Genomic DNA, 22,108 nt, shown 5'->3' on the forward strand with positions numbered 1-22,108 from the left:
CCTTAATGGCCGCCCATCAGTTTTTCAACTTCGTCTGGCTTGTCATGAACACCGAATTTATCAACGATAGTCGCTGTGGCTTCATTCATGCCGATAATATTGACCTGGGTCCCTTCACGGCGGAACTTCAGCACGGCTTTGTCCAGCGATGAGACAGCCGTGATATCCCAGAAGTGGGCCGATGACAGATCAATCGTGACACGTTCCAGCACTTCCTTGTAGTCAAAAGCGGCTGAAAATTGATCTGAAGAGGCAAAAAAGACTTGTCCCACAACACGATAGGTTCTTGCTTCGCCATTTTCTTCCAGCTCGCTCTTCACCACCATAAAGTGGCCGATCTTGTTGGCAAAAAACAGGGCCGCCAGCAGAACACCAACAAAGACACCAATGGCAAGGTTGTGGGTCGCCACAACCACAGCAACCGTCGTGACCATGACGATATTGGTCGACAGCGGGTGAGACTTCAGATCTTTAATCGAAGACCAGGAAAATGTCCCAATCGACACCATGATCATGACGGCAACCAGTGCGGCCATTGGAATCTGCTTGATCCAGTCACTCAGGAAGACCACCATAATCAGCAGGAACAATCCCGCAATAAAGGTGGATAACCTGCCCCGTCCGCCGGATTTAATATTGATAACCGACTGACCTATCATGGCACAACCAGCCATACCGCCCAGGAAACCGGTCGCAATATTGGCAATCCCCTGACCTTTACATTCACGGTTCTTGTCGCTGCTGGTGTCGGTAAGATCATCCACGATTGTGGCTGTCATCATGGATTCCAGCAAACCTACGATGGCCAGGCCTACTGAATAAGGCAGGATAATCCATAAGGTTTCCAGATTCAGCGGCACATCCGGCCACAGGAAAACTGGCAAAGTGTCAGGCAATTGACCCATATCCCCTACCGTGCGGATATCAATGCCTAGACTCAATGTCACAGCAGTAATCACAAGGATACACACGAGGGGCGATGGCAGAAGTTTGCCGACATAAGGCACATAAGGAAACAGGTAGATGATTCCCAGCCCGGCAGCGGTCAGGGCATAAACATGCCAGGTCACATTGGTCAGCTCAGGCAACTGAGCCATAAAGATCAAAATCGCTAAGGCGTTCACAAACCCCGTGACGACCGAACGGGAGACAAAACGCATCAGATCACCCAGTTTCAGATACCCGGCAAGGATTTGTAAGAGACCTGTGAGTACTGTGGCAGCCAGCAGATACTGCAACCCATGCTCTTTGACCAGAGTCACCATCAACAACGCCATCGCACCGGTGGCCGCTGAAATCATGCCCGGACGACCGCCGGTGAACGCAATAATGACCGCGATACTGAATGACGCATACAGGCCGATTTTCGGATCAACCCCGGCAATGATGGAAAAAGCAATCGCTTCAGGAATCAGAGCCAGTGCAACTACAAGCCCGGACAAGACATCACCACGCACATTGGACAACCAATCACGCTTTATCGTTTCTATCATAAAATTTCTCAAAAAATTGTGTCAACAAGAGGTTAGAAAGATGAGAAGGTGGGTTGTCGGCTAAGGCGGCGTCATTGACATCAGTCTCTCCCTGGCGAGTAAAAGTGTGATCCTATTCACTCCTTTTGACCTAGTCAATAAAAATGCCTTTTTAACCAGGCTGTACGGGATCAAGCGCAACCTGTGCGAAGACGGATGAAAAGTATCCCCTGCCACAGTAAATCCTCACAAACTGAAACGGTTATGGTTAAATAGCCACAGAAAACCCCCAGACAGCGAAAATACATCTCATGACAGAACTGAAAACCCTGATGCTGTTTTTATTCACAGCGCTAGCCGAAATACTTGGCTGCTACCTTCCCTATCTGTGGCTGAGAGAAGGCAAATCCATCTGGCTGCTTTTTCCTGCCGCGATTTGTCTGGCGATATTCGCCTGGCTGCTTTCTCTGCACCCGACAGCCTCAGGCCGGGTCTATGCCGCTTATGGGGGCGTTTACATCTTCGCGGCCATATTCTGGCTCTGGCTGGTTGACGGCATCCGCCCGACGTTTTGGGATTTGCTGGGTGCATCTGTCGCCATTGCGGGCATGTGTATCATCATGTTTGCCCCAAGGCATACGTAGTTGTTTTCATTCAGTCAGGCTCTGATGGGAAACGGTCAGTCCTGACTGCCCGTCTTTCCTCAAGTTTTACTGCAACAACATAGAAAGTACTTTGCCCTTCGTCATTTACAGCAAATCACCACTACACTTGAACATTGACGTCACACGCCTGTATCAGTATTCAAGGAAAAAGCATGAAAAAACTATTAATCATCTACGGCAGTACCCGGCCCAACCGTGGTGGTTTGCCGGTTGCTGAGTGGGTCGTACAAGAAGCAGAAAGTGCAGAACAGTTCGACGTGGCATTTGCTGATCTGAAAACAGTGAACCTGCCTTTACTCGACGAGCCTGATCACCCTGCCCAGCAAAAATACACCCAAGCGCATACCAAGCAGTGGAGCCAAACCGTTGACGCGGCAGATGCCATCCTCTTTGTGACTCCGGAATACGACTACTTCCCCCCTGCCGCACTGGTCAACGCCATTCAATTTCTGGCCAAAGAATGGGCTGGAAAACCAGCCGGGATTGTCAGTTATGGGGGGGTGTCCGGCGGGCTGCGTTCAACCCAGGCCTTACGGTTGTTGCTATCTGGCGTCGGCACGCTCACCCTGTCGGCTTCCGTACCGATTGCCTTTTACAATCAGTACATTAATGACCAAGGCGTGCTGGAAGCCAATGACGCGATGAAAAAAGGACTCACAGGTTTGCTGACGGAATTGCAAAGAATGACTGAGCTGGTCGCTAAGGCATAAACACCGGCCAGTCCCTGTCATCCGACACATCAGACAGGCCGCAAGATTGTGGCCTGTTCAATTGTACCCGTGCAGACAGCACTACAGGTGTCATCTATCAGCGACACCTCAGCATTAAAGAATGGACTACTGAGGCACGACCCTCGCGGTTCGGCCGGTGACATTAATCCGGACTTTCTGCCCGACCCGAAACACCATGTTCGGGTCAGCAGCCTGGACAATGGCAATAGTCTCTCCGGTATCGTCAAGCTTAATGGTCAGGTTCACCCCGTTACTTTCCGACAAATTCTGTGACGCTTTACTCCCGGCATAGCCGCCCAGTAAACCGCCACCGATAGCTGCGATATCAGAACCGCTGCCGCCACCGATTTTCGAGCCCAGGATCCCACCAACAGCAGCACCTGCGATGGTGCCAACCACATTCTGCTCACCCTCTAAGGTCACAGGATCAATCTGAATAATCGTGCCGTATTTCACTTGCTGGATTTGCTGAGCCTGAGAGCGGCCATAGGTATCACCGTATGGGTTTCTTGCACAGCCACTCACTGCCAGTACCACAATGAAAAAGACAAAAAGGACGTATTTCACAATGTCACCTTCTTTACCTGCCAAGGGGTCACGCTAGAAGTATAGCAATCCTGTTTTTTTGCTCATGCCTAAGGAATGAGAGCACCGGAAGATCATTAAAACACGACTCCTACTTGCGTCTTCTGCGCTGCTCGAACACAATCATCTCCTTTCATTTCCGCAGGAAGGCCAACATCAAGAGGCAGTTATGGCAGACGAACACAATAAACAGGACCGATACAAAACCCGGCAGCAAAAAGTCAAAGATGAAGTTGATGCCCGCGTGGCTGCCGCACAAACAGAAAAAGGCATCCTGCTGGTCATTACCGGTAACGGAAAAGGGAAATCCACCTCTGGTTTTGGCACCATTGCCCGCGCGGTCGGTCATGGTCAGACATGCGGGGTTGGTCAGTTTATCAAAGGTACCTGGGACAATGGCGAAAGGAACCTGCTCGAACAGCACGGCGTGACTTTTGCCGTCATGGGCACAGGTTTTACGTGGGACACGCAAGACAAAGAAGCCGATACCCAGGCCGCTCAGGCCACCTGGGCTGAATGTAAAAAAATGCTGACCGACGCCAGCTATGATGTGGTTTTACTCGACGAGCTGACCTACATGCTGACCTACGGCTATCTGGATATTGATGAAGTGCTGGACACGATTGCACATCGCCCGCCGGAGCAATCTGTGGTGGTGACAGGTCGCGCAGCTCACCGTCGTCTGACTGACATGGCCGATACGGTTTCAGAAGTTCGCAATGTCAAGCACGCCTTTGAGAGCGGTATTAAAGCCCGCAAAGGCGTAGACTGGTAACTCAGGAAGACGGCGGCGCCGAATCATGGCAGACCTCAGAGACATGGCAGAGGTCTGCATCAATCTCCTGATTGCCCAGCAGGCGCAGCCACAACGAAGGTAAATGTTTGATCCGTACTTCCGGGCTGTTCAATTGCACCGGCAGTGGAAATTGCCAGTCAGCATGATGTTCCCGGCTGGCAATCACAAACCGAAACGGCAGATAATCCACCATGCCCAGACGCAAGTCCGTCGCGATGATCTGGCTGCCGTTCTCTTCATAACGGATGAATTGACGGGTAAACCGTTCAAGCGCCTGTAATGTTGAAGGTTTGTCGTTCAGTGGCCAGTGGCCGCGGTCTTTCTCGAGAAAGTCCACCGTGTCTGACTCATCCAGCAGTGATGACAGCCCTTCCCAATAACGGTCTTCGCCGAGCACCACAATTCGCCATAACACAGTATTAAAAGGCGTTGGCGAGACAAAAACCGGTTTGCCTTCCAGCGCTGTTCCGGCCACCTGATTTTCCACTCTCTGCTCAATGAGGTTCATTGCCACGACCGACCAGACCAGATACAGGCTGGACAGGATCACCCCGGCTTTGCACAGGCTGGCAATACGATCACGCCACAGCAGTGCAGCCAGTAGTGTCACGAGCAGGGGCAGAGTATACAGCGGATCGATGATGAAGATGCTTGAAGCCGCCACACTGACAGGTAACGGCCACAAGAGCTGCGTGCCATAAGCCGTGAAAGCATCCAGTATGGGATGGGTGATTAAACAGGCCGCCACCAGGCCCCATAAGTGCAGGAAACTGAATGCAGTGGCTGGCCGCCATCGGTGCCAGCACCACGCCAGCAACAGAGAAAACGGAAACAGCACAAAAAGAGAGTGGCTGAACCCGCGGTGCTTCACCATATCTGAGACGGGATCGCCATAATCGATGAACACATCAAGATCCGGCACCGTACCCAGCATGGCACCGGCCACCAGCACTTTGGGTGAAGCGTTTCGGCCCGCTATCATGCCGGCAACTGCAGCGCCCAACGCCGCCTGTGTCACTGAATCCAAGGTCACTCTCCATGATTTTTTGCAAATTGTACCAAACCGCTCAGTCAGAGATAGCCCAACGACATTATCAGTAACAAAATAGCGGCAAACATAAAAAGGGCCAGCGGTTTACCCGGCTGGCCCTGATCTCATTGGTTTGTTCACAGGCGGCGCGTTAGTTAAACAGCCCTTTCAGCAACTTATCCGTGGCTTCTTTGACTTTATCGTCGTCCGCTTTGTCGCCCAGCAGCTTATCCAGCCCACGCTGCACTTCCTTATTGGCCTTCTCTTCCAGCCTCTCTGCTTCTTTTTTGGCTTTTGCTTCCAGCTCTTTCGCCCGCTTATCCAGCTCGCTGTTCCGCTTCACCAGCTCTTTGAAGTTGATGGCATAATCCGGCGCCTGCCAGGTGCCGGTAATATCAAGCGGCACTGTGATATCTGCGACTTCGTCTACCGATTTACCACCCTGTCCTTTACTGGTGGCCACGACAGAGGTGTCAATCTGAAACGCCAGAGACTGCGCAATCAGATCCGTATTTCCTTTGCCGTCAACCCGCAGCAATGGCGACGCCAGATGCATATTGTTGGTCGCGGCTTTGCCGTCTTTCAGCATAAAGGTCGCCGTCAACGCAGAGAAGTCCGTCTTTTTCGACTCGTCTTTTATCGTATCTGACTGGCCTTTCAGTTTGGCTTTGGCTTCACGGATCATCTTGGGAATATTGATCCCGTTGACTGCACCATCAGCAAAGTTGATGGCAATGGTTCCGTCCAGATTCTTCTTGAGTCGTGACTCGGCCAGCCCCTTGCCGGCCACTTCAACATCGATGTTTCCCGTACCCGCCAGGATATCATTCTCGGCGACATCCACCAGCAAAGGCTGAACCTGTACGCCCTGGATGCTTTTGCTGATCTGGTAAACCGGCAGTGAGCCGTTCGCATCCAGTCTGGCTGTGGCGGTTATTGTCCCATCGTACAGCTGAGCTGCGAACTTATTGAGAGAAAACACGCCATTTTTAATCGCTATCGCCAGATCAACATTGTTCAGCTTGGCGTTCGCTGCCACAAAACGATTCACGGTCACAGTGCCGTCGACATCGAACTGTTTCAAGACCGACAGATCCGGTTCCTGTTCGCTGGCCGACGTACTGCCAGCCGGTGCAGATGCCGTGTTTGCGGTCTCTGACGGCTTGGCCTCCTCACTGGCTGAAGCGACTGCATCGCCACCGGTCCAGTTGTCGACATTGATTTCCTCACTGCTGAGCGCAAAACGGATCACCGGAATATCAGCCTGTTTGAACGAGACATCACCGTTCAATGCCAGCTCATCCGCCTTCACCGTCAATCCGCTCAGGGACGCCAGTGCGGCTTTGAGATCGTATTCAGCATCGCCAGACACGGCCACTTTCATCGTCGGCCGGGGCAGCGCGGCACCTTCGAGATCTGAGGTCAGATCCAGCGCCTGCAGCGAAACTTTTGTCTTATCCTGACTGACCATCAGCCGGGTTTTACCGTCAGCGTTGAAGGCCAGATCCGGGATCTGCCCTTTCGCTGACAGGGTCACGTTGCTCCACTCACCCAGATTGAAGGCATCCAGTTTCAGGGTGACATGCTCCAGTTGGGTGCCGGCTTCTGTCATACTGGCGGAAAGCTCAGTGTTTTTCAGCGCCGCGTTATCCAGAGTTTCCGCCAACTGCAGGCTGGTTTTACCCTGGGCTGAAAAGCGCATCGCACCGTTTTGGCCTGCCAGGTCAAAATTCAAATCCGCCCATTCACCCGGTGCAAACTGGCTCAGATGCATGTTCAGCGAGTCCAGCGCAGTGACTGTGCCGGCTTGATCGTCCCGCATGCTGACACTGGCGTTTTCGAGCGCAATGCCTGCCAGACTGATCACCCACTTCTCACCAGTTGCCGTTTCGCCTTCGGCCACCACTTCGCCCTCACCAGAGGCTGTCGGCTCCGCCTGAGTTTCCCGCGACTCTGACGCTGCTCTGTCTGAGACTTGTGTCTCGCCGCCTATGCCATCCAGGTTACTGACGCCATCTTTACGCGTTTGAATAAACACACGGGCATCTTTGAGCGTGACCTGACCAATTTCCAGCCGGTTCGACAAAAGTGGCAGTACAGACACAGACACACCTGCTTCATTGAACTGAACCAGGTTCGCTTCATCAAACCCAGCCGGGTTACGAAACTCGGTCCGGCCAATCGCAAAACCCACGCTGGGGAAAAAACGCCAGCCGATATCACCTTCAATGACCAAATCACGGCCCGTGGCCTTCTTTACCTGTTCCGCAATCAAAGGCTTAAATTGGTTCGGGTCGATCAGCGTCACCAGAACGCCAATCGCCACCACTACAACCAGCACGATCGCCAGCAATACATAGAGAATTTTTTTCATTCTGTCCTCGAAGTGTGTGCCGTGTAAGTAAGACTTATTGACCTGTGACACACTAAAAAATGCCAACAAAAAATGTCAAAATACCTGATTTATTAAAGCAAAAAATAAGGCCACCGTTAAGGTGACCATATCATTCTGACTACAATTTGATGCGTTTCTGACAAAAATCAGCGATGTTTTTTCTCATCTTCATTGATTCGGCTGGCAACTGCACCCTGCTGATTGTGATATTTCGCATTGGCGCGCTTGTTATAAGGCTTCTCAGCAGAACCTGACAGCACCTCAAAGCTCAGCGCACCGATCGGCATATGCGGACGCAGTGCCAGCGGCAACCGGCCGCTGTTATAAAATTCCAGCACAATTCTGCCCGACCAGCCCGGATCAATCCGGTGCGCAGTCACATGGACCATCAAACCCAGGCGGGCCAGTGAAGAACGGCCGTCCAGCCAGCCGACAATATTATCCGGCAAAGTAACAGATTCGTGAGTCACCGCCAGCGCCAGTTGTCCCGGATGCAGGAAAAAGGCATCGCCGTCAGCGACTTCAATCTCATCACTCATGACTTTTTCGAGCTGTGCCGCAACATCTTCTTTTTTGCCGGAGAGATCGATATACGGCGCACCGTGGTCAGTAAAAATACGGAAATTATTACCTAAGGTGACATCGATTGTCAGACCGCTAATCACATCATTTGACGGGCGCGGCTCAATACTGATCTTACCTTCATCAAGATAGGCCTTGATGTCCTTGTCACAAAGTCTCATGTTGCGGGTTATCTCCAGGGCAAAAAAATCAAAAAGACTATCAGAAATGTTTGCCGCCACTATAACGACCTGCTCGCAGCAGGTCTATCTTTGCAGCCGCTTGCGTGACATGAGGTCACGCCTTTTTATTACAACACAGAATTCAAGTGACAAAAAAGGCTGACCTGAGCCAGCCTTTGCCATACCTTTACGCTTTAAGTAAGCGGGCAATATGCGCTTTTAGTACATCGATAGCAATACGGTTCTTGCCGCCTCGCGGCACAATAATATCGGCATATTGTTTAGACGGTTCAATGAACTGCATAAACATAGGACGAACAGTTTTCTGGTATTGCTGCAGTACCGATGACATTGTCCGGCCGCGCTCTGCCACATCACGCTGCAATCGGCGAAGCAGGCAGATATCCAGAGGGGTGTCCATAAAAACGGTGGCATGCATCAGGTCACGTAAACGAGGGTCTGTCAGCAGCAGGATGCCTTCCAGAATGATCACCTTCTTTGGGGTAAGCGTGGTGGTTTCTGTCATGCGGGTGTGCTCGCTATAGCTGTACTGCGGCACTTCGACGGCCTCACCGCGAATCAGGGTTTCGAGATGATCACAAAGCAAGTCGTGGTCAAGGGCATTGGGATGGTCGTAGTTCGTCTTAACCCGTTCATCCATACTCAGGTGACTTTGATCGTTATAGTAACAATCTTCCGTAATAACACCGATCTGTTGATCGCCAACTTTTTCTCTAAGTTCGTTGTAAACCGTTCTGGCAATCAAACTTTTACCGGAAGCAGACGCGCCTGCAATCCCGATAATTACGCATTGGTGTGAATGTTCAGACATATCAGAAAGCACCTGTAAGAATATCTAGCGGGTTATTACCCAAATTCAGTAACCGGCCCCACTCAGCGGCACAGCACTATACTGCAGGTAAAAATTAAACCGCACGATTATAAGGAGTTGACGCCTTGGATACCAGAGCAAATGCGATCTTGCGCTCAAAACATGATGCAAATGCAACGGCAAACAAGGTTTCAACCGTTACATTCACTGCAATTATAGGGTTTTAATACTGATCTGTTCTGCGACAGGTTGCCCATGCCAATAGAGTCGACTGGCTACGCGGCCGGCCAGTTCTATATAAGCCAGAGCCTGCTCGCTACCCGGTGAGGAAGCGACTGTCGGGACACCCTCGTCAATATCCTGACGAATCTGCATATGCAGTGGCACTTGAGCCAGCAAAGGAATTGCGTAGTCCCGTGCCATTCTCTCCGCCCCTCCGGTCCCAAAAATCGCCTCATGATGGCCGCAGGCACTGCATATGTGGTAGCTCATGTTTTCCACCACACCAAGCACAGGGACCTGCACTTTACTGAACATGTTGATCCCCTTAATGGCATCAGCCAACGCCAGATCCTGCGGGGTTGTAATCACCACAGCCCCGGTGACCGGCATCTGCTGCGCCATGGTCAGCTGAATATCTCCGGTGCCCGGCGGCATATCGACCACCAGATAATCCAGCTCCGGCCACAGCGTTTCATTCATGATCTGCGACAGGGCTTTCGATGCCATCGGACCTCGCCACACAGTGGCATTATCGGCCGGCACCAGATAGCCAACAGAATTGGTATACAGGCCATGAGCCACGACAGGAGACATCATTTTTCCGTCCGGTGATGAGGGCTTTTCCTCAGCCGCGCCGAGCATCATAGGGACAGATGGCCCATAGATATCCGCATCCAGCAGCCCGACTCTGGCGCCCAGCGCCTGTAATCCCAGCGCCAGATTCACGGCTGTGGTTGACTTGCCTACACCACCTTTGGCCGAACTGACGACCAGCAGGTTTTTAACGCCTTTCAAGAGCGGCTTATCATTCACTGCCAGCGGCGCGACACGCACTTTGACACTGATATTGAGGTTAGCGGCAACTTTCTGTGCCTGCTGATCAGCAATCCAGCCGGTCAATGCCTCTGCGACCGATAAAGCGGCAAAAGGCAGCGTGATCTTCACCGCCTGATCACCTTGCCAGTGGACGAGACCGGGAGTATCCGCCCACTCATGTACCAGCCAGGGATGTGCAAACTGATTTAACCAGTCACACAATGCCGATTTATCGGCAAAAGGACTGTCGGGATTATTCACCATGAGAAAGACCTGTTTTGTTCATTGTAATACGCTGTTTTTATCCTACCACTTTGCGTCTGAAACCGCTCTAATTGTCAGTGATTACGGCTATGAATCAGGCCTGCCTTGGGGTACTATTCAAAGCTTATTATCTTTTTTACCCATCATGAGCGAATAGAGAAATATGGCTGCAAACCCAAGAAAAATTCTGGTGACCTGCGCCCTACCGTACGCTAACGGTTCTATCCACCTTGGCCACATGCTTGAGCATATCCAGGCGGATATCTGGGTGCGCTATCAGCGCCTTCGCGGCAACGAAGTTCATTTCATCTGTGCAGACGACGCGCACGGTACGCCAATTATGCTGAAGGCCCAACAGATGGGGATGGAGCCTGAGCAAATGATTGCCGAAGTGAGCAAAGAGCACCAGGCGGATTTTGCTGGCTTCGATATCAGCTTTGATAACTACCACAGCACGCACTCTGAAGAGAACCGCGAGCTGTCTGCTTTCATCTATAACGAACTCAAGAAAAACGGCTTTATTACCAGCCGCACCATTTCTCAGCTGTTCGACCCAGAAAAAGAAATGTTTCTGCCGGACCGTTTCGTTAAAGGCACCTGCCCGAAATGTAAAGCGGACGATCAGTACGGTGATAATTGTGACAACTGTGGTGAAACCTACAGCCCGACTGACCTGATCAACCCGAAATCGGCAGTCTCCGGCGCCACGCCTGTCATGAAAGACTCAGTGCATTTCTTCTTCGACCTGCCTCAGTTTGAAAGCATGTTAAAAGAGTGGACCAAATCCGGTGCGCTGCAGGAAGAAACGTCCAATAAAATGCAGGAATGGTTCGATGGCGGACTGCAACAATGGGATATTTCCCGTGATGCACCTTACTTCGGCTTTGAAATTCCAGGCGAAACCGGCAAGTATTTTTATGTCTGGCTGGACGCGCCTATCGGTTACATGGGGTCATTTAAAAACCTGTGTGACAAGCGTGGTGATCTGAACTTTGATGAGTTCTGGAACAAAAACAGTTCCACAGAGCTTTACCACTTCATCGGGAAAGACATCGTGTATTTCCACAGCCTGTTCTGGCCAGCCATGCTGGATGGTGCGGGTCTGCGTAAACCGAGCAATGTCTTTGTTCACGGCTATGTCACGGTCAACGGCGCCAAAATGTCCAAGTCTAAGGGGACATTTGTCAAAGCCAGCACCTATCTGGAGCATTTGGATCCTGAGTGCCTGCGCTACTATTATGCCGCCAAACTGAACAACCGTATTGATGATCTGGACCTGAACCTGGAAGACTTCTCACAACGCGTCAACAGCGATGTTGTGAACAAGATTGTCAACCTGGCTTCCCGTAACGCAGGCTTCATCACTAAACGTTTCGACGGCAAACTGGCCGATACCTTCGCAGAACCTGCGCTGTACCGGGAATTTGTCGCAGCGTCTGATCGTATTGCCGAGTTATATGAAAACCGTGAATTTGGTCGTGCCATCCGCGAGATTACCGCTCTGGCTGACAAAGCCAACCAGTACGTCGATGAGAAAGCACCCTGGGTGGTGGCAAAGGAAGAAGGCAAAGATGCCGAGCTGCAGTCAATCTGCTCTGTCGGTATTAACCTGTTCCGTGTGCTGATGACTTACCTCAAACCTGTGATGCCAAAACTGGCAGAGCGCGTTGAAGGCTTCCTCAATGAAACCCTGACCTGGGATGGCATCGCACAGCCACTAACCGGCCATGAGATTGCCAAATTCAAAGCCCTGTTCAACCGAATCGACAGCAAACACATTGAAGCGATGGTTGAGGCGTCGAAAGAAGATGCCGCCGCCGAAAAAGCCGCGGTTGCCAAACCTGCCGCTGGTCCTCTGGTTGAGGAGCCCATCGCCGATGAAATCGAGTTTGATGACTTTGCAAAAGTGGATCTGCGTATTGCCAAGATCATCAGCTGTGAGTCTGTGCCAAAAGCAGACAAGCTGCTGAAATTCCAGCTCGATATCGGCGGTGAAACCCGTCAGGTTTTCTCTGGCATTAAATCTGCCTATAACCCGGAAGATCTGGTCGGCAAGCTGACGGTCGTCGTCGCCAACCTCAAACCGCGTAAAATGAAGTTCGGGATGTCGGAAGGCATGATCCTGGCGGCCGGCCCTGGTGGCAAAGATCTGTGGCTGCTGGAACCCCATGACGGTGCCCAGCCAGGCATGCGTGTCATGTAAAGCGGAATTACAGAAACCATCGAAAAAGGGAGCTGCGGCTCCCTTTTTTTATCCTCATTCGGCCTTGTGCTCCAGGCTCAACCGGCCGCACTCACTCACAATCATCCTCTTCTCATCCAGCCACATCACCCGGCGCTCAGGGATTGATTTCATCAAAATCGCAAAGAGCAGACGATCGAACCAAAAAATGCTTGCTATATCAGTATATAAACCAATCAAACGGTTTCTGATTTGTTAATGAATCTAAGCTTTCTCTAACAATTCACTCAATAAAGTGTGATCTCATACAAGCTTTAAATCATGACATTGATTTTACATCGCGGGTTTGTAACCGGAACTGGTAATCTGCTCCGCGCTCTGAGGATCAGTAACAGAGCCACATATAATAAGGAGTGTTCTTTCATGAAAACCCAAAACAAAAAACTGTCCCTGACCGCCCGAGTCATCCTCGGTATGGTACTGGGTATTTTGACTGGATTTATCATCCGCTCGCTTTTCGCTGACACGGCATTTGTTCAAGACTACATAGTTAACGGCCTGTTCGAAGTAGGCGGCTCAATCTTCATTGCCAGCCTGAAGATGCTGGTTGTGCCACTCGTTTTTGTCTCACTGGTGTGTGGTACCAGCACCCTGAGCGATATCAGCACCCTTGGCCGTCTTGGCGGTAAAACGCTGGCTTTCTATCTCACCACGACAGCTGTGGCTATTACGCTTGCCCTCACCATGGGTACGCTGTTTAAACCTGGTGAAGGTGCAGATCTGGCGGCCGCGACCTCATTTGCGGCCAAAGAAGCCCCTTCACTGGGTGAAGTGATCATTGGCATGTTCCCGACCAACCCGATCAATTCCATGGCGCAGGGCAATACACTGCAAATCATTGTCTTTGCCATACTGTTCGGTATTGCCATCAGTGCGGCGGGTAAAGCAGGTGAACGTATTGCCAGTGTCTTTGCCGATCTGAACGAAGTGATCATGAAGCTGGTCGCCTTGCTGATGCACATCGCGCCATACGGCGTGTTCTTCCTGATGGCAAAACTGTTCACCGGCCTGGGTCTGGATGCGATCTATAACCTGATGGGTTACTTCCTGGTGCTGAGCTGCACCCTGATCCTGCACGCCGTGTTCACTTACGGCCTGATGCTGAAAATGTTCTCGGGACTGAGCCCATTCGTTTTCTTCAAGAAAATGGAAGATGCGATCATGTTCGCCTTCTCCACCGCTTCTTCAAATGCCACCATCCCGGTGACCATGGAAACGGCGACCAAGCGTCTGGGTGTCAGCAATAAAGTCGCTTCGTTCACTGTCCCATTGGGCGCGACCATCAACATGGATGGCACCGCCATCATGCAGGGTGTGGCCACGGCCTTTATTGCGCAGGCTTTCAATATCGACCTGACCATGGGCGATTACATGGCCGTGATCATGACAGCGACACTGGCCTCAATCGGTACCGCCGGTGTGCCTGGCGTCGGGCTGATCATGCTGGCGATGGTCTTGAATCAGGTCGGTCTGCCGGTAGAAGGTATTGCGATTATCATGGGTGTTGACCGCCTGCTGGATATGATTCGCACTGCCGTTAACATTACAGGCGACAGCGTGGTCACCTGTATTGTGGGTAAGTCAGAAAACGAAATGGACATCAGCCGCTTTAACGATCCTAAAGCGGGTGAAGAAGACGAAGAAGTGCATTTGCACAAAGCTTAATCAGCAAAATTAATGCATGAAAAAACGCCAGTCTTCCGAGACTGGCGTTTTGTTATGAAGCCTTTTGATACCCGATATTTATTGAGGAAATACCCGGTTCCAGTCTTGCTTCATATCGACCACGATCCACTGCTCTTTTTCAGCCACGGGTAATGCTTTGTCCAGCCGGCCTACCGATGACTCTTTATCGTAAGCCCATTCCCGCTCGGCATCTGTGTGATGTACCAGCACAGACATTCGCGCTCCCTCTCCGGCTTTGGTCCATTGCAGCATGGCCAGGTCACCATCTGAGTTACCGACAGCTATCACAGGCCGCCGGCCAATGATTTTCTGAATATTTACGGGTTTGCCTTCTTTGTCATCGACAAAATCTATTTCAGGCAGGCGTGAAATGACAGGTTTACCATCAATATACTTATATTCCGTCTTGATACTGGAGCCAATGATTTGCTCGGGAGGAATTCCATAGACCTGAGGTGCCCAGGCCCGCATGAATTCCACACCGCCACCAGACACAATATAAGTTTTATAGCCATTGCTTCTAAGATACCCGAGCAACTCAATCATGGGCTGATAAACCATTTGCGTGAACAGCTTTTCTGTCGCCGGATGTTTGGCCGTTTTCATCCATTGATCAACCGACTGCGAAAACTGATCGGTCGTCATATTGGCATGAGTTGCCATCACCAGTTTCATCACGCCTTCCATCCCTGATTTTTTTACTCCTTCCATGTCTCCCTTCAGAAGGGAGGCAAAGGGCTCTTCCGTTTTCCACTCAGGGTGTTTGTCTGCCTCATCTTTCACTCTGTCAATTGCGTAAAACAGCTGAAAGTACGCCGGTTGTTCTGCCCACAAGGTGCCATCATTATCAAAAACAGCAATCCGCTCCTCGACGGGTACAAATTGGGGGGAGTTTTCCTCAGTGGTCTGCTGGACAAACTGCATCACCTGTTGCTTGGTCGCCGTGTCATTCCAGGACGGAAGCGGATCGGCGGCCGCAAATACAACAGGCACAATGACGGCATTCAGCCATAGCAAAAGCAAAAACCTTGTTGCTCGAATCATACAAGTCCCCTTCGCAGTCGGTAGGTTAGTTTTACCAGATATAAAAGTTCTCATGAATATGACGTTGTAAGCTTAGTTCATGTGCCCGGATATTCAGACAGCGCCTTACGGCGGCGGATACCTGCGCGCCAGCTGGCGTAACGGCTGCAGAACCTGATATTGGCTCTGCGCTTTTGCTCTGTGCGTGATTTGCCGCCACACCGAGCGTACAAGCCGGCTGTCAATCTGATCTGACATCAGTCTCTGGCTGTCAGCAAGCCACTTCTCATCCTTTGAAAAATCAGCCAGCGTGCTCAATTGCGTCTTTTCATAGAGCCTTTGATAGATCAACTGACGGCATTGCGGCCAGTCCTGAGCCCGGGCAGCCCGCCAGAGCAGATAACGCGATGGCAACGTGCGGCTGGCAAAATAACGTTTGGCAAGCTGAAAGGCGAGCAAAGCCAGAGCAAACAACACCAGCACAGCAATCAGCCAGGGCGCGTAAAACTTCAGCCACGACTGCAACGTATGTCTCACGGTAAAGGTTTTACCCTCCAGGGTCAGGGTATTGAGCTGCTGATTCTGGCTGTCCCACCATTGCACCTCAATCGCAGGAAAATGTATCTCGCCGCCGCTCTGGATCACGTAGGTTTCCTGCTCGGTTCTGCTGGCTGAATACAGACCGCGATTAGTGCTGTCTTGCAGATCACTGGGGGAAACATAAGTCTGATAGGCATCATCAAACATGGGCTGAGACGGGTTCGGCAGCAAGGCGGCCAGCGTACTCTCAGCCTTGAGTGTGATCCGTCGCGTGAGACTGTCTCCGACACGCAGTGCGTCTGCACTCTGCTGCCAGGTCTGCTCAAGTGAAGCCTCCGATGCCGCAAACCAGGGGCGCTGACCCGTCAGCGCCGGTGAGGGCAATGATGCCGAAAAACGAAGTTCGGGCGTCATTAAGGTTGCCGTCTGGCTCTGTCCGGGAGAGACCGAAACCTCGACGGTCACAGGAATCGGCTGTATGACATACTGGCTCGATTGAGTGACAAAAACCGGAATCTCCCAGCTTTGATGTGACCAGGTGGTTCCTTGCTGCTGCTCGGTATAGTTCACCGCTTTCAGACTGCGTTGCGAGGTCATGAGTCCGGGATCGGTGATCTTGCCAATCCGGGTACCGGCGGTAAACCAGGTCGAGGTTGCCAGATCAATGTGCAATGTGATCATCTCATTCACTGCCACCTGGCGAGCGTTTTTCTGACTGGCCGTTGTCAACCAGGTTTTAATCAGTACTCGATTGTTCTCACTGCTTTCTTCCGCCGCCAAGCCCCCCGGCGTAGCCATCGTCAGCACCAAAGGCAGTAGGACAAACATGAAAGCGCGCAACATAGATTATTGCTCCTGAGCTTGTTGATACTGAATCGAAAATTTAGAGCGCAGAAACATTTTCGGATCCGCCTCTACCCGCTCCAGCCATTTGTTGGCGATCGCTTCATCACCCAGCAGTTGCTCAGCGGTCAGTTTGTCCTGAATCATGACCTGAGTATTGGTCTGCTCATCCGCGCCGTCTGCCGTCTGAGGCTCGTCACCCAACTCGACAGACCCTTCATTGGCATTTTCACCACCGGACTGGCTTTCACTGAACTGGTTAATTTCTTCGATAATGCCCTCGATCACCTGTAGGTTATGCTGCATCGCGGCATTATCCGGATAGGTCTTGACCAGTTCGCGCAACAGTTTACGTGCCGCGACATACTCGCGCTGATGGGCCAGCGCATTGGCGGCATTGAACTGCATAACCTCTTCACTGCTTTGCATGAAGACCGTATGCGCGGCATTAAACTGAGACGCATAATAATACGCGACCCCTTTCCATAGCGGATCAGCAAAATGTTCAGCCGCCTCAAGATAATCACCCCGCCGGAAATACCACTGCCCCTGCTGATCCGGGGTCAGCCAGAGATCCAGCCAAAACTGCTTGAGCCGCTCGCCAACATCCGGTTCAGGGGCTTCTGACTTCTCGCTGGCCGGATTCACCTGATGGACACTCTCAGCATAAGCCGACTCAGGTACTGCCAACAAAGTAAAGATGGCCAGTGCAGCCACGCTCCACTGAACCAGCCAGCCTCGTCGAAACCAAAGCAGCAGCAACAATGCAACAGGAAACAACAAGTAATACCCCATGTCCTGCCAAGGCTGATGCGTACTGGCATTCAGTGCCGCATGATTTTCAACTTTGCGCTTAATCCATTCCACATCTGTGTTATCCACCGTCAGGGCATGTAAATCTGCATTGCTCATATCAACCAGCGCATTAAGGTGATTCATGTTGAGCGGCAAATCGCTGGTTCGGGTGTTATCTCCTGCTGCTAATACCAGCAACTGATGCTTATGCTGGGAAAAATAGTCATGGAACTGGCTGATACTCTGTGCCGATACATCGTTGGTAATCAGTAACACAATACCCGGAATATCACGGCGCTGCAGTTGCTGCTGGATCTGTGAGATGGCCGATGCGGCATTCTTCCCTTCCTTGGGCATGATTTCCGGCGACAGGGCTTCGAGCATAGGTTTAAAAACCGCGATATCGCGGGTCAGCGGCATCGCAATATGCGCTGTCGCAGCATAGGCAATCAAGGCATTCTCCCCCCCGGCCCGAATCGCCAGCAAGTCTTCCACTTTCTGTTTAGCCCGGGTGAGCCGGTCCGGCGCGACATCCTTTTCCAGCATGGCCTGGCTGGTGTCCATCAAAACAATAAGCGGCGTTCTGTCTTCATGAAAAGGGGATGGCTGCTTTTTCCAGGTCGGCCCGGCACACACCAGAATCACCAGTGCTGAAGTCAGTAGCAGGATCAGTAACGGCAATTGCCTGCGCCAGCCGGAACCACCGACAGTTAAGGCTTTTCGCAAGTGTTCAGGCAGATTTTTCTGCCACTGGCTGCCTGCTTCCTGACTCTTCCACTGAACGTAGAACAGATAGCCAAAGGGCAACAGCAGCAATAACCATTCCGGACGTATGAAACGGAACTGGGTCAGCAGCAGGGTTAAATCTGACATATCCATCATGCTGCCTCCCGATCTTTCCGGCTGCGCCGCCAGGTAGCAAGGCTGAAAGCCACCAGATACAAGAAGCTCACAACCATCAGCAAATAAGGATGCAGTGAATATTTGGGCTGGTAGTAAGTACTTTGATATAGCTGAGGTTCCAGTTCATTAATGGTGTCGTAAGCCTGATTCAGCTCCTGGCTGTTCAATGCCTGAAACGCCTTTCCGCCTGTCGTTTCCGCGACGCTATTAATGGTCTCCATATCAATGGCAGTCTCTCCGACCGTCTGCGGGTCACCCATGGCAATCATGTGGATTTTCACCCCGCGTGCTTTGGCCAGCTTGGCCGCATCCTCGGGGGCGACATAGCTGTCAGTATCATTTCCGTCGGTTAGCACGATCGCCAGCTTCTCTTTGGATGATTCTCCTGGCTGCGGGTTGTCTTCCAGCAAGACCTTGATCGCCAGACCAATAGCATCCCCCATGTGGGTACTCAAACCGGCCATGGGTGTCTGCGCTTCAGCGAGCAATGCCAGCCAGGCCTGATGGTCGGCGGTAAAGGGGGCCTGCACGAAAGCAGCATCGCCAAAAAGAATCAGCCCTAATCTGTCGCCCTGACGTTTTGCTGCAAAATTGGCGAGCACTTGCTTCGCTGCATTCAGGCGCGACAGCTTGTCGCCGGCCGCCGAGGTGAAATCTTCGGTATTCATCGAGTCAGACAAATCAACCGCCACCATCACATCCCGGCCAAATTCCTGACGTTGCTGCGGTTTGCCCAGCAGCATGGGCTTGGACAGTGCCAGAACCACCAGCCCCCAGGACACGGTCAGCAAGGCTCGCTGCCAGAAAGCAGGCCGCAGAATACTGGCGCCCCGCTCCGGTTTCTCATCCAAAGCCTCAACCAAGGCATCAAAAAACGGTACCTTAATCGCCGTGCGGCGCGTTTTGTAGCCAGGCGTCAGCCAGTACACCAACAGGGGCAACGGCAGCAATAACAACGCCCAGGGGTACGTCAGCTCAATGTTCATTTCGCCTCCAGACCAGTCCGGGCTGATTGGGGTTACAGTGATGCTTCACCCAGCGGCTGGCCAGAGTCAGTAATTGCTGCGTCTGGCTGTCACTGAGCGTGAAACCCGGTTGCACCAGGCCATCCAGCCAGCGCTGCCCTGCCGGAGAATCAAACCCTTCTGCCAGAGAAGCACTGGTGTCCAGGTAGCGCAGAAACTGCCGGTCAAGGTGTGACGCCAGTGAAGGCTCAACATGTGCCGCGGCCACTTTCAGTACCAGAAATACATCACTCATGACGGACTGGGAAGCACTCTGTCCGCAACTTTGCTCTATTGTTGCAATCGCCTTCAGGGCTTCACGACGGTAACGGTTAAAACGATACAGGCGATACCGGTAAAAAGCCCACAACAGCAGAAATACCAAAACCAGAACACCCAATATCTGCCAGCCAAGTGTCTGAGGCCACCAACTCACGGCGTCCGGCAGGGCAATTTCAATCAAATCTTTCAAAATGTAAGAAGAAGGAGGGGCTGGCTGCGTCATTATGCATTCTCCAGTGCCTGCCGGAATTGGCGAATATGACTGCCTGAGGTGTCCAGCTCAATAAATGGCAAATGCTTCATTGCCATGATCTTACTCAGCGTGTCCTTCCTTGCCTGATACAAGGCGGTAAGATGTCTGTCTACTGCCTGACTTTTTTGACCAGGTTCAATGTTCATCTGCAAATCCCCGTCTGACACGACCCAGGCTTGCTCAGAAGCAAAAGACTGCTCGAGCGGGTCGTTAATCGCAATACACAACACATGACCACGCCGCTGAAGATGCTGCAATTTTTGAATACAGGCCGCATTGCACTGATAGAAATCACTGAGGATAACCACCAGCGCATTACGCTCTTTTCGCTCCATCAACCGCGTAAGCATGGCATCAAGCTGGTTTTGTCCAGACCTAGACGAAGCCACACTCAGTGACTGGTTGACTTCGCAAAGCCGGTGAAGCTGAGCCAGAAATTCTGATTGCGTTCGGGTTGGCCGCGGGTCTGTCAGCCGCTCTTCGCCGAAAATGGCCAGCCCGACCCGATCGTTCTTTTTCACCACAGACCAGCCAATTAAAGCCGCGATTTCCGCCGCTACAACCGATTTCATGGTATCGACAGAAGAAAAAAACATGCTGGCACGCTGATCAACACATAAAGTAACATGATGATCTTTCTCTTCGGTGTACACCCGCACATAGGGCTCACCGGTGCGCAACGTTACCCGCCAGTCCAGCTGACGAATGTCGTCGCCTTTTCGGTAGTGACGCAACTCTTCAAAGTTCAGACCCCGGCCGCGAAAGTTAGAGCTGTGCCGCCCGGCCAGAATACTGTGAATTTTCAACAATGAAGGGGACGATAACTGCGTGGCCTGCGCCTGCAACGCCGCCAGTCTGGCAGGTTGACAGTACAAGCGTGCATCCAGCGAGGGCTCAGCCATAACCACACTCCTACCCAATCAGCACATGATCAAGTAATAGCTGGATGACATCGTTCTTTGTCACTCCGTCAGCCGCGGCGCTGTAACCCAGATTCAGCCTGTGCCCCAACACCGGTTTTGCCATCATCCGCACATCATCGGGCTCAACATGATCCCGTCCGGCCAGCCAGGCACAGGCACGTGCACATTTGTCCAGCGCGATAGAGGCTCGCGGACTGGAACCGACTTCGATCCACTCGCTCAGTTTCGTGTCGGGGTAACGATCCGGGTGGCGGGTTGCCATCACCAGATTGACTATGTAGCGCTCCACCACTTCAGACACATGAATCTCGGCCAGCTGGTTCCGGGCATCGAGCACCAATTGCGGATCGATGCGTTCCTCAGCAGAGGTTTGCTCCGCAGCCATTTTGCCCTGTGACTTCTCTTCCGCGCGCACCAGACGGACAATATCTAACTCAGCGTCATCTTCCGGATAGTCGACGGTGACTTTGAGCATGAAACGGTCCACCTGCGCTTCCGGCAGCGGATAAGTACCTTCCTGCTCAATCGGGTTTTGAGTAGCTAACACAATGAAAGGTTCAGGAAGCTTGCGACTGCTGTCTCCGACCGTCACTGTGCCTTCTGCCATGGCTTCCAGCAAAGCAGCCTGCACCTTGGCAGGGGCCCGGTTAATTTCATCGGCCAGCAAAATGTTGTTAAAAATGGGACCGGGCTGAAAAGTCAGCTGAGGTTTACCGTCGGCGTCCTCCTGGTACATGTCTGTGCCCGTCACATCAGACGGCAAGAGATCCGGCGTGAACTGCACCCGGCCAAATCTGGCGTTCATCATTCCGGCAAGCGCTTTCACTGAACGGGTTTTTGCCGTGCCAGGTAAGCCTTCCAACAAGATATGGCCATTAGTAATCAAACCGATAACAATCGAACGGGCAACATGGTGTTGTCCAATCACGGATTGATCAATTTTTTCCAGCAGCAGATTCATTGCCTGTTGTGCAGCATTCACGTGAGTCACTCCTGTCACTTGTTATTGCTTATTGTATCCGGCTCTGGCGTCAACACACGGCGACCGGGCTAACCGCTGTCC

At 52.0% G+C, this 22,108-nt stretch carries 19 protein-coding genes; 5 read left to right on the top strand and 14 right to left on the bottom strand.

Going from position 1 to position 22,108, the window contains the following annotated elements; all coding sequences use genetic code 11:
• Positions 1–2: 2 nt before the first annotated feature.
• Positions 3–1,493: a SulP family inorganic anion transporter gene (locus LN341_RS10460; protein WP_234203246.1), complete on the bottom strand. Its 1,491-nt coding sequence runs from the start codon at positions 1,491–1,493 to the stop codon at positions 3–5.
• Between the two features lie 290 nt (positions 1,494–1,783).
• On the opposite strand from LN341_RS10460, the gene LN341_RS10465 reads away from it, so the two are divergent.
• Both LN341_RS10465 and LN341_RS10470 read left to right on the top strand, forming a co-directional pair.
• Positions 1,784–2,116, top strand: coding sequence for a YnfA family protein (locus LN341_RS10465; protein WP_046218621.1), 333 nt, complete (start codon positions 1,784–1,786; stop codon positions 2,114–2,116).
• A 173-nt stretch (positions 2,117–2,289) separates the two neighbouring features.
• Positions 2,290–2,847, top strand: a complete 558-nt coding sequence (locus LN341_RS10470) for an NADPH-dependent FMN reductase (RefSeq protein WP_234203247.1) — start codon at positions 2,290–2,292, stop codon at positions 2,845–2,847.
• A gap of 126 nt (positions 2,848–2,973) precedes the next feature.
• On the opposite strand, the gene LN341_RS10475 is transcribed toward LN341_RS10470, so the two are convergent.
• Positions 2,974–3,438, bottom strand: a complete 465-nt coding sequence (locus tag LN341_RS10475; protein ID WP_046219098.1) for a glycine zipper 2TM domain-containing protein — start codon at positions 3,436–3,438, stop codon at positions 2,974–2,976.
• A 184-nt stretch (positions 3,439–3,622) separates the two neighbouring features.
• Here LN341_RS10475 and cobO point away from each other — a divergent pair, with 184 nt between their 5' ends.
• Positions 3,623–4,228 carry a cob(I)yrinic acid a,c-diamide adenosyltransferase gene (gene cobO, locus LN341_RS10480; protein WP_046218623.1) on the top strand — a complete coding sequence of 202 codons (606 nt, stop codon included), beginning with the start codon at positions 3,623–3,625 and terminating at the stop codon, positions 4,226–4,228.
• Between the two features lies 1 nt (position 4,229).
• On the opposite strand, the gene LN341_RS10485 is transcribed toward cobO, so the two are convergent.
• The 5 genes from LN341_RS10485 to apbC form a co-directional block, all read right to left on the bottom strand.
• Positions 4,230–5,276, bottom strand: a complete 1,047-nt coding sequence (locus tag LN341_RS10485; RefSeq protein WP_234203249.1) for a metal-dependent hydrolase — start codon at positions 5,274–5,276, stop codon at positions 4,230–4,232.
• A gap of 154 nt (positions 5,277–5,430) precedes the next feature.
• Positions 5,431–7,653 carry an AsmA family protein gene (locus LN341_RS10490; protein ID WP_234203250.1) on the bottom strand — a complete coding sequence of 741 codons (2,223 nt, stop codon included), beginning with the start codon at positions 7,651–7,653 and terminating at the stop codon, positions 5,431–5,433.
• A 167-nt stretch (positions 7,654–7,820) separates the two neighbouring features.
• On the bottom strand, positions 7,821–8,417 hold the full coding sequence (gene dcd, locus LN341_RS10495; protein WP_234203251.1) for a dCTP deaminase: 597 nt from the start codon (positions 8,415–8,417) through the stop codon (positions 7,821–7,823).
• A gap of 187 nt (positions 8,418–8,604) precedes the next feature.
• A complete protein-coding gene (udk, locus tag LN341_RS10500; RefSeq protein ID WP_120511312.1) occupies positions 8,605–9,249 on the bottom strand; it encodes a uridine kinase in 645 nt (214 codons plus the stop codon).
• 213 nt (positions 9,250–9,462) lie between these two features.
• On the bottom strand, positions 9,463–10,551 hold the full coding sequence (gene apbC, locus LN341_RS10505; RefSeq protein WP_234203252.1) for an iron-sulfur cluster carrier protein ApbC: 1,089 nt from the start codon (positions 10,549–10,551) through the stop codon (positions 9,463–9,465).
• A gap of 163 nt (positions 10,552–10,714) precedes the next feature.
• Between apbC and metG the strand changes: the two genes are divergently transcribed.
• Together metG and LN341_RS10515 are read left to right on the top strand one after the other, a co-directional pair.
• Complete coding sequence (metG, locus tag LN341_RS10510; protein WP_234203253.1) at positions 10,715–12,754, top strand: methionine--tRNA ligase; 2,040 nt, start codon at positions 10,715–10,717, stop codon at positions 12,752–12,754.
• A 402-nt stretch (positions 12,755–13,156) separates the two neighbouring features.
• Positions 13,157–14,458 (top strand): dicarboxylate/amino acid:cation symporter, encoded by a 1,302-nt coding sequence (locus LN341_RS10515; protein WP_046218629.1) that lies wholly within the window; start codon positions 13,157–13,159, stop codon positions 14,456–14,458.
• 78 nt (positions 14,459–14,536) lie between these two features.
• On the opposite strand, the gene LN341_RS10520 is transcribed toward LN341_RS10515, so the two are convergent.
• The 7 genes from LN341_RS10520 to LN341_RS10550 all read right to left on the bottom strand — a co-directional run bounded on the left by LN341_RS10520 (position 14,537) and on the right by LN341_RS10550 (position 22,027).
• Positions 14,537–15,523 (bottom strand): HAD family phosphatase, encoded by a 987-nt coding sequence (locus LN341_RS10520; protein ID WP_234203254.1) that lies wholly within the window; start codon positions 15,521–15,523, stop codon positions 14,537–14,539.
• Between the two features lie 105 nt (positions 15,524–15,628).
• Positions 15,629–16,885: a hypothetical protein gene (locus tag LN341_RS10525; protein ID WP_234203255.1), complete on the bottom strand. Its 1,257-nt coding sequence runs from the start codon at positions 16,883–16,885 to the stop codon at positions 15,629–15,631.
• 3 nt (positions 16,886–16,888) lie between these two features.
• Positions 16,889–18,562 (bottom strand): VWA domain-containing protein, encoded by a 1,674-nt coding sequence (locus tag LN341_RS10530; RefSeq protein ID WP_234203256.1) that lies wholly within the window; start codon positions 18,560–18,562, stop codon positions 16,889–16,891.
• Positions 18,559–19,569 carry a VWA domain-containing protein gene (locus LN341_RS10535; protein ID WP_234203257.1) on the bottom strand — a complete coding sequence of 337 codons (1,011 nt, stop codon included), beginning with the start codon at positions 19,567–19,569 and terminating at the stop codon, positions 18,559–18,561. The genes LN341_RS10530 and LN341_RS10535 overlap by 4 nt, the downstream gene beginning before the upstream one ends.
• Positions 19,559–20,092: a DUF4381 domain-containing protein gene (locus tag LN341_RS10540; RefSeq protein WP_234203258.1), complete on the bottom strand. Its 534-nt coding sequence runs from the start codon at positions 20,090–20,092 to the stop codon at positions 19,559–19,561. Before LN341_RS10540 ends, LN341_RS10535 begins: the two co-directional genes overlap by 11 nt.
• Positions 20,092–21,024, bottom strand: a complete 933-nt coding sequence (locus tag LN341_RS10545; RefSeq protein WP_234203259.1) for a DUF58 domain-containing protein — start codon at positions 21,022–21,024, stop codon at positions 20,092–20,094. Before LN341_RS10545 ends, LN341_RS10540 begins: the two co-directional genes overlap by 1 nt.
• Before the next feature lie 10 nt (positions 21,025–21,034).
• On the bottom strand, positions 21,035–22,027 hold the full coding sequence (locus LN341_RS10550) for a MoxR family ATPase (RefSeq protein ID WP_120511321.1): 993 nt from the start codon (positions 22,025–22,027) through the stop codon (positions 21,035–21,037).
• Between the last annotated feature and the right edge of the window lie 81 nt (positions 22,028–22,108).

It is taken from the genome of Photobacterium sp. TLY01, assembly GCF_021432065.1.
Lineage (GTDB): Bacteria > Pseudomonadota > Gammaproteobacteria > Enterobacterales > Vibrionaceae > Photobacterium > Photobacterium halotolerans_A.